The 14,905-nt window shown below is 39.2% G+C and carries 11 protein-coding genes; 2 read left to right on the top strand and 9 right to left on the bottom strand.

The genetic code is table 11. From position 1 onward, the window contains the following. Nucleotides 1–88: 88 nt before the first annotated feature. Genes gatB through gatC form a run of 3 tightly spaced genes read right to left on the bottom strand, consistent with a single transcriptional unit; the run spans nt 89 to nt 3,296 of the window. Entirely contained in the window at nt 89–1,525 is a 1,437-nt protein-coding gene (gene gatB / locus UFO1_RS07230; RefSeq protein ID WP_038669696.1) for an Asp-tRNA(Asn)/Glu-tRNA(Gln) amidotransferase subunit GatB, read from the bottom strand. Continuing rightward, complete coding sequence (gene gatA, locus UFO1_RS07225; protein ID WP_038669694.1) at nt 1,526–2,992, bottom strand: Asp-tRNA(Asn)/Glu-tRNA(Gln) amidotransferase subunit GatA; 1,467 nt, start codon at nt 2,990–2,992, stop codon at nt 1,526–1,528. Between the two features lie 13 nt (nt 2,993–3,005). Then, nucleotides 3,006–3,296 (bottom strand): Asp-tRNA(Asn)/Glu-tRNA(Gln) amidotransferase subunit GatC, encoded by a 291-nt coding sequence (gene gatC / locus UFO1_RS07220; RefSeq protein ID WP_038669693.1) that lies wholly within the window; start codon nt 3,294–3,296, stop codon nt 3,006–3,008. Between the two features lie 268 nt (nt 3,297–3,564). Here gatC and UFO1_RS07215 point away from each other — a divergent pair, with 268 nt between their 5' ends. Then, nucleotides 3,565–4,683, top strand: coding sequence for a DUF362 domain-containing protein (locus UFO1_RS07215; protein WP_038669691.1), 1,119 nt, complete (start codon nt 3,565–3,567; stop codon nt 4,681–4,683). Between the two features lie 121 nt (nt 4,684–4,804). Here the strand turns inward: UFO1_RS07215 and UFO1_RS07210 are convergent, their stop codons facing one another. The 4 genes from UFO1_RS07210 to UFO1_RS07195 all read right to left on the bottom strand — a co-directional run bounded on the left by UFO1_RS07210 (nt 4,805) and on the right by UFO1_RS07195 (nt 10,749). After that, nucleotides 4,805–5,638, bottom strand: coding sequence for a Cof-type HAD-IIB family hydrolase (locus UFO1_RS07210; protein ID WP_038669689.1), 834 nt, complete (start codon nt 5,636–5,638; stop codon nt 4,805–4,807). Next, nucleotides 5,628–6,980 carry a tetratricopeptide repeat protein gene (locus tag UFO1_RS07205; RefSeq protein WP_038669687.1) on the bottom strand — a complete coding sequence of 451 codons (1,353 nt, stop codon included), beginning with the start codon at nt 6,978–6,980 and terminating at the stop codon, nt 5,628–5,630. The genes UFO1_RS07210 and UFO1_RS07205 overlap by 11 nt, the downstream gene beginning before the upstream one ends. Before the next feature lie 184 nt (nt 6,981–7,164). Continuing rightward, nucleotides 7,165–9,423 (bottom strand): RNA polymerase recycling motor HelD, encoded by a 2,259-nt coding sequence (helD, locus tag UFO1_RS07200; RefSeq protein WP_038669685.1) that lies wholly within the window; start codon nt 9,421–9,423, stop codon nt 7,165–7,167. Nucleotides 9,424–9,651: 228 nt separating this feature from the next. Continuing rightward, nucleotides 9,652–10,749, bottom strand: coding sequence for a glycerol dehydrogenase (locus UFO1_RS07195; RefSeq protein ID WP_038669683.1), 1,098 nt, complete (start codon nt 10,747–10,749; stop codon nt 9,652–9,654). Nucleotides 10,750–11,026: 277 nt separating this feature from the next. Here UFO1_RS07195 and UFO1_RS07190 point away from each other — a divergent pair, with 277 nt between their 5' ends. Further along, nucleotides 11,027–11,944 carry an EamA family transporter gene (locus tag UFO1_RS07190; RefSeq protein WP_038669681.1) on the top strand — a complete coding sequence of 306 codons (918 nt, stop codon included), beginning with the start codon at nt 11,027–11,029 and terminating at the stop codon, nt 11,942–11,944. A gap of 59 nt (nt 11,945–12,003) precedes the next feature. Here the strand turns inward: UFO1_RS07190 and UFO1_RS07185 are convergent, their stop codons facing one another. After that, the gene (locus tag UFO1_RS07185; protein ID WP_038669678.1) at nt 12,004–13,347 is read right to left on the bottom strand and encodes a TldD/PmbA family protein; all 1,344 of its coding nucleotides are present in this window, start codon (nt 13,345–13,347) and stop codon (nt 12,004–12,006) included. A 3-nt stretch (nt 13,348–13,350) separates the two neighbouring features. Next, nucleotides 13,351–14,739, bottom strand: a complete 1,389-nt coding sequence (locus tag UFO1_RS07180) for a TldD/PmbA family protein (protein ID WP_038669676.1) — start codon at nt 14,737–14,739, stop codon at nt 13,351–13,353. Nucleotides 14,740–14,905: the final 166 nt, after the last annotated feature.

Genomic DNA, 14,905 nt, shown 5'->3' with positions numbered 1-14,905 from the left:
CGTCCAACTTATCTTTCATCCTTGGAAATTTTTAAACAAAAAATAGCTTCCATGTCTTGTTGACACGAAAGCTACTTTCTCTCTTATTTTATAATCTTTCCCGTAATAAGCTATTTACCATATCTGGATTAGCTCGACCTTTAGTTTGTTTCATAATTTGTCCGACTAAGAACCCGATGGCTTTATCCTTACCTGCTTTAAAGTCGGCTACAGACTGAGGATTCGCAGCAATTACACCATCAACGATGGCAACAATTTCGCTAGTATCTGAAATCTGTACCAAACCTTTTTCCTTGACAATAACTTCTGGAGCTTTACGACTGGCCCACATTTCTTCAAATACAGCTTTTGCTATTTTATTAGAAATAGTGCCTTTCTCGATTAAAGCCAGTAATTCTGTCAATTGTTCTGGGGAAACAGGACATTCTAAAATGCTAATGCCTTCATTATTTAGATGTTTTGATACTTCACCCATCAACCAATTGGCTACTGTTTTTGCATCTCCATTAGCCTGTACGCTTTGATCAAAATAATCAGCCATAGACTTACTCGCGGTAATAACGTTGGCATCATACTCTGATAAACCATAGGCATCCATGAGACGTTGCTTGCGCGCATCTGGCAATTCAGGTAGATTTGTGCGAATTTCTTCCACTCTTGCAGGATCTACTACGATAGGTACTAGATCTGGCTCTGGCAAGTAACGATAATCATGAGCTTGTTCTTTACTTCGCATAGAAGCTGTCATTCCCTTGTTCTCATCCCAAGTACGTGTCTCTTGAATCACTTTTCCACCATCATCAAGAAGATCTTCTTGACGAGCAATTTCATATTCTAAGCCCCGTTGCACCGATCGGAAAGAATTTAGATTCTTGATTTCCGCCTTGGTGCCAAGAGTGGTTTGTCCTCTTGGACGAAGTGATATATTAGCATCACAGCGTAAACTGCCTTCTTCCATTTTGCAATCAGACACATCTAAGTATTCTAATATAGCCTTTACCTTTTCTAAATAGGCTTTGGCCTCTTCCGCAGAACGAAGATCCGGTTCCGAAACAATCTCAAGTAAAGGTACACCTGTACGATTATAATCTACCAAAGCATAGTCAGAAGTATTAATAGTAGCACCAGAATGTACTAACTTTCCAGCATCTTCTTCCATATGAATACGGGTAATGCCAATACGTTTGGTTTCTCCATTGACTTCAATATCCAAATGGCCATTTACTGCAATGGGTAAATCATACTGTGAAGTCTGGAAGTTTTTCGGCAAGTCAGGATAATAGTAGTTTTTACGATCGAACTTACTGAAAGGTAAAATTTCACAGTTCAATGCCAAGCCTGCTCGAATGGCAAATTCTACTACTTTTTCGTTAATAACTGGCAATACCCCAGGTAATCCTAAACATACTGGACAAACATTGGTATTTTGGTCAGAACCAAATTTTGTACTACACCCGCAGAAAATTTTTGAATTTGTCTTTAACTCTGTATGAATTTCTAAACCGATTACTACTTCATAATCCATCTATTTAACCTCCCCTAGGGTTGCAAAGCCCTTGTGGTAGTCGTTATTTTGTTCAAAAGTATAAGCCGCACGGAGTAATGTTTCTTCACCAAGTGGTTTACCAATAATCTGCATACCAATAGGCATGCCGCCAGCAAAGCCACAAGGGATTGAAATCGCCGGTACTCCTGACAGGTTAACAGGAATGGTGCAAACATCCTGCAAATACATAGCTAGAGGGTCATTTGCCTTTTCGCCTAATTTAAAGGCCGTTGTTGGCGCTGTTGGGGTAATTAAAACATCGACCTGTTCAAAGGCCTTATCAAAGTCCTGTTTTACTAAGGTACGAACTTTCAATGCTTTTAAATAATAGGCATCATAATAGCCGGAACTTAAGGCGTAGGTACCCAGCATGATGCGGCGTTTTACTTCTGCACCAAAAGCCTCACTACGAGTTTTCTTATACATTTCAACAATATCATTACCTTCTACTCGATGTCCAAAACTTACGCCGTCATAACGAGCTAAGTTAGAACTAGCTTCTGCTGGAGCAATCATATAGTAGGCTGATAACGCATATTCTGTATGCGGCATTGAAATCTCTTTGTATTCCGCCCCTAAGGCAACTAATTGTTCAATGGCTTTATTAATCGCTCTTTCTACTTCCGCATCCATTCCTGAGACAAAATATTCTTTTGGCAGGCCGATTTTTAACCCCTTAATATTGTTCACTAAGGATTTCGTATAGTCGGGCACTCCTGCATTAATAGAAGTAGAATCTTTTGCATCATAACCAGCAATCACGTTCATTACATGAGCGCTATCAGTAACATCACGAGTAATCGGTCCAATTTGATCAAGAGAGGAAGCATAGGCAACCAAACCATAACGGGACACGCGACCATAAGTAGGTTTAAGACCAACTACGCCACAATATGCAGCTGGCTGACGAATGGATCCCCCCGTATCAGAACCTAACGCCCAAACGGCTTGTCCTGCAGCAACAGCCGCTGCCGATCCACCACTTGATCCGCCCGGTACAGTACTTAAATCCCAAGGATTATGGGTAGGAAAAAAACCTGAGTTTTCTGTAGACCCGCCCATGGCAAATTCATCCATATTGGCTTTACCGACAACCACAGCATCCTCTGCTGCTAGTTTTTCGGTAACTGTTGCATTATAGGGAGGTACAAATGTCGCTAAAATTTTAGAGGCACAGGTGGTTTTTGTACCTTTTGTGCAAATATTATCTTTCAGTGCGCCGGGAATACCAGCTAACACAGAAATTTTCTCACCACGACCAATTTTATCATCAACTGCCTGAGCCTGGGCTAAGGCGTTCTCACGAGTTTGGGTAATAAAAGCCTGAACATCTTTTTCCACAGCATCAATCCGGCCTAGTACAGCTTTTGTCAATTCTACAGCTGAGATTTCTTTGGTTACTAGTTTCGTATGTAATTCACCAGCTGTATGTTTAAATAACTCCATGCTTATCCTCCTCTTATCCTTCCATAACCTTAGGTACTTTAAAATAACCATCTTCTTGCTCAGGAGCATTCGACAAGGCTAATTCCCTAGGTAATGAGGGTTTTGCTTCATCTGCCCGCATCACATTTTTTAAAGGCAATACGTGAGCCGTAGGTTGTACATTATCAACATTCAACTTATTTAAAACGTCAGCATATTCCAAAATAGCGTCCATTTGTCCAGTAAATGTTTCAAGTTCACTTTCGGAAAATTCCAATCGCGACAATAACGCGACATTTGCTACATCTTTACATGTAATCTTCACAATTTCACCATCCAAACTTAATATTGATCAGGAAATTTCATAATAAATTATATTATATCATGTTTGCCCAAAATTCAAAAATAAAAGTTCTATTTTGGTAAAATAGGTACAAACTTCCCGTAATCTTGACTAACTATTTACTCTAAGGTGTATAATGTATTTGCCTATAAAAAAATTTGATTGTAAAGAATGTAAATAATAGTTAAAATTTAGGAATAGGAAAATAAATTTTGCACTTATTGTGCCGCTAAAATAAGAGGAGGCTATTATGGAAAAATCGAAAGTTTATTTTACCAATCTGCGGGCAACAGCCAATATGAATTTACTGCAAAAATTAGAAAAACTGGTTAGAAAAGCTGGAATCGAACAAATTGACTTTACGGGTAAATATACTGCAATTAAAATACATTTTGGTGAGCCAGGCAATCTTGCTTACCTTAGACCTAATTATTCAAAAGTGATTGCCGATATAGTAAAAAGTTTGGGCGGAAAAGTATTCCTTACCGATTGCAATACTCTCTATGTAGGTAGACGCAAAGATGCTCTTGAGCATATGGATGCTGCCTATGAAAACGGCTATAATCCTTTTACTACAGGCTGTCAAATTATTATTGGCGATGGTTTAAAAGGAACTGATGAGGCTTATGTTCCCGTGCCAGGTGGCGAATATGTGAAAGAGGCCAAGATTGGGCAGGCCATTATGGACGCGGATATTATAATCAGCCTGACACACTTTAAAGGTCATGAGCTTACCGGCTTCGGCGGTGCACTCAAAAACATTGGAATGGGCTGCGGATCAAGAGCAGGAAAAATGGAAATGCATAGCGATGGTAAACCGCGTATAAATAAAGCCTGCGTTGGCTGTGGGGCCTGTGCCAAAATTTGTGCTCACAGCGCCATAACCATAACCGATAAAAAGGCTAAGATTGACTATGCTAAATGTGTTGGCTGTGGCAGATGTATCGGTACTTGTCATTTTAATGCAATTGGCGCTGCCTGGGATGAATCAAACGATGTCCTCAACAAGAAAATTGCCGAATATTCTTTGGCTGTATTAAAAGATAGACCCCATTTCCATATTAGCTTAGTCATCGATGTAGCCCCCTTCTGTGATTGTCATGCAGAAAATGATCTGCCAATTATTCCTGACATTGGTATGTTTGCCTCCTTCGACCCAGTTGCACTTGATGTAGCTTGTGCTGATATGGCCAACCAAGCTCCTATTATTTCTGGAAGCTATCTAGCAGAGCAGGTTAAAAAACAAGCCTCCAAAGACGAGCAGGATCACTTCGTGGCAACTCATCCTGAGACAAATTGGATGAGCTGCGTTGATCATGCTGAAAAAATTGGAATTGGTACAAAATCCTACGAGCTTATTGAAATCTAACCTCCTCGATTATTACAATGATTTCTCGGTTTATTAATAGTAATAAAGTATTGAAATACAAGTAGAGCTAGGAAACATGTTCCTAGCTCTACTTGTATTTCAATGTGCCTATGCTTTAAAGTTAGTTCTCTATAATGAACTTATTTATTGCATTGGCTACTCCTTCATTGTCATTTGAATCCGTGACGTAATCGGCTTTTTGCTTTACTGCGTCCTCGGCATTCCCCATCGCAATGCCAAGGCCTGCATATTCGATCATTGATACATCATTTTGACTATCGCCTATTGTCATTATCTCTTCACGCTTTACACCATACAGTAAAGCGAGTCTCTCAACAGCTTTTCCTTTGGAAACGCCTTTACGGGTAATCTCAATGTTATATTTGGAAGAATCCATAATTTCCAGCTCGTCTATTTTCTTTAGCTCATTCCGTAGTTCATAAATTGAAGTTGGATCTTTATATATAATCTCACTTTTTACAATGTTCTCTTTTTCATCATGCAATATCCTTTTCCACTGCTCCCAAGAATAAACATACTGCACATCTAGCTTGTTACTGCGTGTACCTAATATTTGAGTTGCTAAATAAAAAAGCTTAAACATAAAGTTTCCATAATAAAACCTATGTGGCGTACAATAATAAGGCGTTATGTGATGCTTACGAAAGATTTCCAGCAAGTCTAGCGATAAACTTTCACCGAGAACATCTTTGTAAATCACTACATCATTATCTTTTTCTTTTATAAAGGCTCCATTTGATGCAATAACTGGAGATTTTACACCAATTAAATTAGAATAATATTCAGCGTCAGTATACATTCGCCCCGTACTTATCACGATATGGACACCTAATTTATGCGCTTTTAGTATAACTTCTTTTGTTCTTTCTGTAATTTTATGCTTACTATTTAGAAGTGTCCCATCCACATCAATGCAGACAAGCTTATACGCCATAACTGGCATGCTCTTCTAATAATTCTTTCATTTCATCTTGCTGCTTATATAAATATCCATGCTCCCAATTCAAACTTATGGCCCTTTCAAAATCGTTGATTGCATTTTCAATAAACTCAATGTTTTTACTCACACGAGCCTTTCTAGCATAAAGTAATGCTCTTTTGGCATATGCACTATCATGTTCAGGTTCCAAAGTAATGACTTTACTATAATCATGAATCGCTGCCAAAAACTCCTCAGAAACATAAGCAAGTTTTTCCTGATCATTATCAGTTACAGCTTGTCTTTCGTCCTGTAATACTACGTCGTCATATAGTTCACCACGTCCAAAATATCCTTTTGCATCCTTGGGTGCTAAAGTAATTGCTTGGGAATAATCCGCCAAAGACTTATCTTTTAGCCGAAGGTTCCGATGATAGCATTTTCCACGATGAAGGTAGGCGGCAGGCTCATTTGGATTTATCTCAATCGCCCGCGTAAAATCACGCAGCGCATCTACATGTTGGTACTGTATAACGAATAACAAGCCTCGCTGCACTAACGCATCATAGTGATTAGGATTCGTAAGTAATACTTTTGTAAAGGCTTTGCATGCTCTTACCCAATCTTCCTGCGCCAATAATGCCATGCCATATAAGTAATCTTTGTCTCCTTGGTCTTCTCCAAGTTTTTTTGCTTGATTCTGTTGTTGAATCAATTGTTCATTAGTGTTTTTCTTACAATAGTCCGCTATACTCTCTATTGTTACTGGTATGTAATTTTCTTCATAATTCGCCAAGCTGATTTTAATATACTGAGAGTCAATAGCTACACTCGCTGGGTTTTTAGGAGAATTATCTTTATTAAATTTATCTCCTCTTGTCGCTAGAATACGCTTCTCTAGCTCAAGATGCAATTTTTCAATGTTTTTTTCAGTACCTGCGATATCCTTATATCGTGTTAACTGTTCCTCTAACAAGTGACGAACCCAATCTTCCTCTAAATAAAACGTCGTATAAAATTTTTCTACTATCCAGTTTTTGATGGGTAAAGCCACTTCCTCAGGCTTATAGTTTGGTTGGTTTTGGGCTAACCAATCCTCTACCCGATAGTAGGTATAACAAGCAATTTCAAAAATAGTTGCATCTCCTAAATACTGTATTGCCACTTGGTGTAATTGCTTGTCCTCTTTTTGATTATTATGTTTACCACACTGAATACTATTATGTATAAGTCCTACAAATAATGCATAAATATCGGGATTCGCCCTATCAATCGTCTCTAATTCTCTTGCTACCCATTTACGAACATTTGAACTGCTTTCTGTATTCTTTGAAAACAAACTTGAAAAGATACCCAAAATCAGCCCTCCTTTTGTTATTATATAATTATCGCATAAATTGAAAATTTCGCAATACTTCTAAAAAGGGGATTTGATTCCCCTTTTTTACGGAATCAGAAAGTATAACACTTTCTTGATTCCAAGTAAGAACGACTAAGGCTTCCGCCTGCATCCGAGGACTTGGCACAAGCCAAGTCTTTTCTTATTTATGACTTGGTAAAATTTCATATAGATTCTCATCCATTTCGCTGAGGAATGGAGAAGGCTTACCTAAGTAAAATAGGCTTAGATGATGGAGTGTTCGTGTACAAATTGTATATAGAATATTACGTTCTTCCTTATGACTGTAGTTAATAGCATCAACATTAATAACCAATACCGCGTCAAATTCTAACCCTTTGGCCAAATAAGAAGGAATGACAACGATTCCTTGATGGAAAGCATCATCTTCGTCAATAACAAGAGTAAGATCCACCTGTTCCTTAAGATCAGAAAAGATTTTTCTAGATTGGTAGGTGTTCTTACAAATAATCGCGATAGAACGCAAACCTTCCTTTTGTATATTGTCTATCGTATGAACTAGATTCGGAACCAATTCATGAAGTTTCTCAATCTGAGTGATAGAGGGTAATTTTCCTGAACGATTGATGGCTTCTACAGTTACTGGATCAGAGAGGATGGCCTGACAAAAAGCTTGAATCTCTTTCGTAGAACGATAACTGCGAGTCAGCCGAAAGGCAATGGATTTGTCCGTACCAATGATTTCGCTCATATCTTTAAAACTGGCCGTATTTAAGAATGGATGCACAGATTGAGCAGGATCTCCAACCACTGTCCATGTAGAGTTAGGAAAGAGAATCACTAATATTTTGAATTGCTGCCTAGTATAATCTTGTGCCTCATCGATGATCAAATGCTTTATATCTCGATTTACAGGAAAACCTTGCAATGCGCCTTGAAAGTATATAAACCCAGGAATATCTTCGTAAGGAAGAATACCATTGTTGATATAAGTAAGGGTTTGTTTTTGAATAGCTTGCCATTCCCTAGGAAAATCAGCCTTGGATTCGGACCGAGCGAAGAGCCAGTTGCCTTTAAATAGCCGCCGATACTCAGATAAAGGGATTATTTTTGTCAATCTATTAAGTTTCTCATAAAATGAATTAAATTCTTCCCTAGCAGCTATTCTTGCAAGGGCTTTGATTGTATTTTCATCAACTTCTTCTGCCTTTGCTATGATCTGCGCTTCTTTTTCCTTGCGGACTTTCTTGAAAAATGGGCGCATTCTGTCTTCGATGACTTGTTTTATCTTTTCTAGTCGAATAATTACTGGCATACTCGCAAGATTTCCCAAGTAATAGTGTTTCCACTCTTCCTTGGCAAAGATGGTTTGCCCGCCGAACTCAATAGCTGGATAATCATTCACTAGGTTGGACTGCATCCATTCTATATACTCCTGCAATATCCGTTCAAAATTACGTGACGATTTAAAACGGATATTTTCTGCACGCAACGCTTGTTCTGGGCCGCTCCCATTTGATAATACGGTTTCTAAATGAAAAGTGCGAGTTTCAAGTTTTATAGGTAGCTGAGCTATGGATTCTAAGGCACAGTCATAAAAGGTCTTGCGCAGTACATTTTCTTCTCCCATTTCCGGTAACACATTTGAAATATAATCGCTAAATAAGTGGTTGGGAGAAAGGATTAAGACATTTTTTTCATTGAGAATATTCCGATCACGATAGAGCAAGAAAGCAATACGATGTAAGGCTACAGAAGTTTTCCCACTACCTGCCGGGCCTTCCACGAAAAGTGCTCGATGGTTTGCATCACGGATGATTTGATTTTGTTCACGCTGAATGCTATTGATGATGGTATGCATCTTATCATCAACACTTTTACCCAGTATTTCTTGTAAAACTTCATCATCTATTTTTAAATCAGAATTAAACATATATTGCATAGAACCGTTGGTTATTTTATATTGACGTTTTAAGGTTATTTTCCCTTCTATAGTCCCCTCGGAACATTCATAGGAAGCCTTACCTAATCCGAAATCATAAAACATACTGGATACGGGGGCACGCCAATCATAAATAAGAAATTCACCAGTTTCCTCATTCATTAGAGTAGAGATACCAACATATACTTGCTCTTCCTGGGGCGTAGCACTTCCATCTTCTTCAATAAAATCAATACGTCCAAAATAAGGAGAGTGCAACATTTTTCTTAGTGTACGAGGAGTACTGTGAGTCAAGGAAGAGATTGCCCTTTGACGATTTGCTGTTTCAACCAACTGCGCTTCATCACTGCCGCATTTCTCCCAATAGTTTTCTAGCGTCTCCTTTAGCTCAGACTGTTTCACTATACAATTGTCCTCGCTTAACGCAAGTTGTTTTTTTATTTCTTCGAGGGTTTCCTCTAATCTTAGAATTTCTTCTTGCCTTTCTTGGTCGTTCATCTTGGCCTCCATGATAGAAAATTAATACAATACAGATTCCATTTTTCCTATATTCCTGTAAAGATCATAATAAGGATTGTATCATAATACATTTCCTCTGGCTATTGTGCTCACAATAAGGCGTTAAAATTTATGTAGTTAATAAAATAAATGTGACTAAGATGCTAGTAGAGTTAAACTCAGCTAGCATCTTAGTCACATTTATATAAGAATTACCCAGTTATGTTGCTATTTACCACCAAGCAATGTGCCCAATGCATTGGCAGCCAAAACAGCAGCTTTAACGCCCTCCGGCGTAACGGGGAAAGGTTGATTGTGGATCGTTTCCCCTACAGCACAAGTAGCTTCCGCTACTCTCATAATGTCTTCTTCGCGAACCACTTTTATACCAAGATCGGCCAAAGTAACAGGTAAACCTAGTTCCACACAGAAATGAATTACTTCTTCCAACTCAGCGCGAGAACGATTTTCCATGACCATCTGTACCACTGTTCCAAAGGCTACCTTTTCTCCATGGTAATAAGAATGAGTTTCTTCTAGCACTGTAAAGCCATTATGTACCGAGTGCGCAGCAGCTAATCCTGAACTTTCAAATCCTATGCCACTAAGAAGAGTATTGGCTTCCACAACCTTCTCTACCGCTTCCGTTACGACTCCATTTTCTACAGCTAACTTAGCCTGTAGTCCATATTGAATCAGAATGTCATAACATAATCGAGCAAGACACAACGCTGCCGAAGTGGAAGAACCTCCTGGCAAATTTCCCGCAAAGGCTTTGGCACAGGCATCCGCTTCAAACCAAGTCGCCAATGCATCTCCCATTCCTGAGACAAGCAGACGAACTGGAGCCTTTGCGATAATGGCTGTATCAACTAATACAATATCTGGATTTTTAGGTAATACAAGATAAGATTCAAAAATACCGTCAGGAGTATAAATTACAGATAAAGCACTACAAGGCGCATCCGTCGCCGCAATCGTCGGAACAATAACAACTGGTAGCTTTGCATAATATGCAACTGCCTTAGCCGTATCCAATGCTTTGCCTCCGCCGATACCTACAATCACATTGATGTTTTGTTCTTTTACAATCGATACGATTCGGTCAATTTCTCGCTTTGAGCACTCTCCACAAAATTGTTCTATTACTAAACCAACTTCACTACTGGAAAAGCTACTTTCAACAGCAACCTTAACTGTTCCCATACCAGTCTTTCCACCGATTAGTAATGCTTTTGAGCCAAAAACTTTTACATGTTTCCCAATTTCATGAATGGCTCCAGCTCCCTGGACATAACGGCTTGGGGAAATCATAATTTTACTCATTCTTTTCACCCTCCATATATTCCAATTTTTTACTGTTGTTTTTCTACTCTTCTCAATGCAATACCTTCTCCTTACTGTTGATTGTCAATTTCTTCTTATAAGCAAGCATTTTTTTACTGCATTAGGGAATAAGCACAGAAGATTTCTCACACTGTATATATTCCCTGCAGTATTCCACTTCTCATAAAGGTATGCTATATTATATAAATATCAATTGGAAAACATTTTCATCAATTTGATGTTAAGAAATAAGAATCTTTCACCGAAGGAGTATTTCATGCAAAGACGAGATTTAATGATTGGCTTGATTGTCATTACTGTTTGGGGTCTTAATTTCATTGCTATCAAATTAGGCTTGCAGGAAACACCTCCTTTTTTACTGGGCGCTTTACGATTCCTTTTAGCCTGCATTCCCGCTATTTTTTTCCTGCCAAAACCACCTGTATCTTGGTCTTGGCTCATCGCTTTAGGTCTATCGATTAATGTAGGACAGTTTGCTTTTCTCTTTTTAGGTATGAAGGTCGGTATGCCCGCTGGATTAGCTTCCTTAGTATTACAATCTCAAGCCTTCTTTACTTTATTTGTAGCGGTTACCTGGATTGGTGAAAGGTGGCAATGGAATCACTTAGTCGGCCTTATACTTTCCGCTTGTGGTATGGCTGTTATTGGCCTGCAGCAAGGAGGCACTATGACTCTTGCTGGCTTTGGTTTGACCTTGGCGGCGGCTGCCTGTTGGGGGACTGGTAATGTCATAATGCGTCGTGCTACCCAAGGAGTTCCACCTTTTTCTATGTTGTCCTTGGTTGTCTGGGCTGGTGCCGTAGCTATTATACCCTTAGCGCTACTTTCGTGGTTTTTAGAAGGATATGACGCTTGGTTAATCGCCTTCCGATCTCCTACCCTAACTACAATTGGTTCACTGGTATACCTAGCTTTTCTTGCAACGTTAGTCGGCTATGGTTTCTGGGGTAAGTTATTATCACGTTATCCGGCAGCTCTTGTCTCCCCCCTAGCCCTCTTAGTGCCATTAGTAGGGATGAGTAGTTCTGCACTGTTTTTGGGTGAATCCCTTTCTGCTATGCAAAGTGTAGGTGCACTACTCGTTATGCTTGGCCTGGCAGTTCATGTGCTAGGACAGCGCTGGAGCGGTAAGAAACCCGTTACTGAAATAGCAACTGAAAAAGTCTCTTCTTAGATTTAGCTAAAAAATAAGAATCACTATCTATCTTACGAGAAATAGTGATTCTTATTTTTTTACTTTCCTGCTACTGTTAATGACTTCACTTTAATAGATGGAGATGATACGGTACTTTTAATCTGTAAATCATCTGCAATGTCTTCTATATTGTTTAATAGTTCATAGAAATTACCTGACACGGTTATCTGATTAATCGGACGGCCTAATTTGCCGTTTTCAATAATAAAGCCAATTGCGGAGAGGGAAAAATCACCCGAAATAGCATTAATGCCTGCATTCGTGCCTTGCAGTTCTACTATGAGAATACCATTGTCTGTTTTTTCAATGAGATCAGCAAAGGATGCCTCTCCTGGCTGCAAATATACATTATGAGGTCCTACCGATACCACACCACTATACCCATCTTTTGCTGCATGTCCAGTAGACTCAACTCCCGCCTTTTTTCCTGTTTTTCGATTATGCAAAAAACTTCGTAGTGTACCTGCTTTAATCAATTCAAGTCTTTTTGTTGGATACCCTTCAGCATCAAAACTTGCTGCACCAGGTACATCTTCTTGTAAAGGATCATCAAGGATTGTGATATTATCACCAGCGACTTTTTTCCCTAACTTACCTTGCAATCGTGAAAACCCCTTTTCTACTGCTTCACCAGAAAAATTTCCAATAAAAGAGTCCAGCAATTGGGTGGCCGTATCATAACGAAAAATAATTGGATAATTTCCTGTCGTGATAGAATCTGCTCCTAATTTGGCGACGGCTTCTTGGGCAGCCTTCTCTGCAATTTCTTTACCATTTATTTTGGTGACATCACTCCATGTAAAGTCATATTCCCCACCAGTTGCCGTTTGCTGTCCATCACTTGCCATAAGATAAATGCCTGCAGAGAGATGGGTATATTTTGATTGACAATGCAGCCCTTTGGTATTGGCAATCAGAGTTTCACCCTCTGTTTTTGCTGTAGCGCATTGTATCACCTTTTTTACTAATGAATGTGCTGTTAATGCTGCCTTTTCCATGTCAAAAGCGATCCCAATAAGTTCTTGGGGCGTAACGTTGGCAACCGATTCTGAATATTGATTGAGCTTCTCATAAAAATCAGCACCTGCAAACAATTCTTCTTGATCATCATTTTCCATGATCCCTGCATTATTTATTGCTTCTTCAATTAAAAAAGCAACAGATTTTTCATCCAGCTTCTCTGTGTAGGAATATCCCATCTTGCTTTGATAGATTCCGCGAAAAGAAATACCACCTTGTTCTGTTATCACATAATCTTTAATCTCTTGTTCTAAGACCTTTACTGTGGTGGATTTCTTAGCAGAGTAAAAAATCTCCATATCATTAAAGCCACTTTTCTGTCCTTTTTCAAATAATGTTTTTTGAAAGTTATGTATATCCAACGGTTATTCCTCCTTTCTTCCACCTACAGTTAGCTCCGATACCCTTACCATTGGTTGGCCTACTGTGACAGGAACGGTGCCACTACTTGCCCCGCACATGCCAATTTCATGTTTTAGGTTATTACCAACTCGATCGATTTTTTGTAAGGTACTCATCCCATTACCAATTAATGTGGCACCTTTTATCGGCTCGGCAATTTTCCCTTGCCGAATCATATATCCTTCCCGTACGTTAAAATTATAATCACCAGTGGCAGTATTGACGGAACCGCCCCCCATAGATTTTGCAAAGATCCCAAACTCGGTACTTTGAATAATCTCTTCTGGAGTGGATTCCCCTGCTGCAATATAGGTATTATTCATTCTAGATGTAGGGGCATAACGGTACGATTCTCGACGTCCAGACCCTGTTGGCGCCATTGACATTTTACGGCTACCGAGCTTATCAATAAGATAACCCTTTAAAACTCCATTTTCAATTAGCAGGTTTCGCCTTGTAGGCATGCCCTCATCATCGATATGTAAAGAACCCCAGGCATTTGGTATCGTCCCGTCGTCATAAGCCGTGACAAGGGGGGATGCAACCAGTTGTCCTAATTTGTCGGCAAAGACAGAAGTCTTATAAGCAACACTGGTTGCTTCCAAGCCATGACCACATGCTTCATGGAAGAGAACTCCACCAAATCCATTACCAATCACAACAGGAAACTTTCCAGAGGGAGCAAAGCCAGCGTTAATTATAGTCTTAGCACTGCGAGCAGCTTCGCGGGCATATGCCTCTATATCGAGCTGTTCCATATATTCTAAACCACCAAAATAGCCAGGTCCTACAAACCCCGTTTCCTTTTCCGAGGCAGATGTTGCCATCGCACTAATTGCCAAACGATTTCGGCTGCGAATATCCTCTACATAAGTGCCCTCAGTATTGGCAATTAATATATTTTGTACATAATCGGAAAAAGAAATGTTCGTCTGGGTAATCACTGGATCATAGCCCATTGCTCCTTCATGAGCCCTACGCATCCAAGTAATTTTTAGTTTTTTGCTGATACTATTGGGCATTACTTTTATCTCATGGACATTTTTTATGATATTTTTACGTAAATCGATTATGCTATTTTGTCGTTGCCCATTCATTGCTTGCGCCGCGCTCTGAGCAACCTTGATTAAGTTAGCTTCACTTGCATCATTTGTATAGGCATAAACTGAAAAACAACCTTTAAAGATACGAATACCTACGCCAAAATCACGCCCTGATACTGCTTTTTCCAAGATACCACCAATCATTGTTAACGAACTACTGGTTTTGTCCTCTACAAAGATCTCGGCAAAATCCCCGCCCGTTTCTCCAGCAGCATTCAGCACTTTTTCTATTACTCCTTGAGATAACAATATATCACTCCTCTTACCTGTATCTTATAACCTTATATTCTGCATATTCTATAGAAGTTATTTCTATTACTTCCCCTTAATCAAATTATTGGACATAGCAGTACAACTTTCCTTTGTATAATAAAAAAAAGGCCTGAATCTTCACATTTTGAAGTTCAGACCCTTT

The organism is Pelosinus sp. UFO1, assembly GCF_000725345.1.
Classification (GTDB): domain Bacteria; phylum Bacillota; class Negativicutes; order DSM-13327; family DSM-13327; genus Pelosinus.
Note: the sequence above shows the minus strand (reverse complement) of the source record. Positions and strands in the feature narration are given on the sequence as shown.

Coding starts and splice junctions, on each gene's coding strand:
- UFO1_RS07215 (WP_038669691.1), top strand. CDS start 3,565: ATGGAAAAATCGAAAGTTTATTTTACCAATCTGCGGGCAACAGCCAAT.
- helD (WP_038669685.1), bottom strand. CDS start 9,423: ATGAACGACCAAGAAAGGCAAGAAGAAATTCTAAGATTAGAGGAAACC.
- UFO1_RS07190 (WP_038669681.1), top strand. CDS start 11,027: ATGCAAAGACGAGATTTAATGATTGGCTTGATTGTCATTACTGTTTGG.
- gatA (WP_038669694.1), bottom strand. CDS start 2,992: ATGGAGTTATTTAAACATACAGCTGGTGAATTACATACGAAACTAGTA.
- UFO1_RS07195 (WP_038669683.1), bottom strand. CDS start 10,749: ATGAGTAAAATTATGATTTCCCCAAGCCGTTATGTCCAGGGAGCTGGA.
- UFO1_RS07210 (WP_038669689.1), bottom strand. CDS start 5,638: ATGGCGTATAAGCTTGTCTGCATTGATGTGGATGGGACACTTCTAAAT.
- gatB (WP_038669696.1), bottom strand. CDS start 1,525: ATGGATTATGAAGTAGTAATCGGTTTAGAAATTCATACAGAGTTAAAG.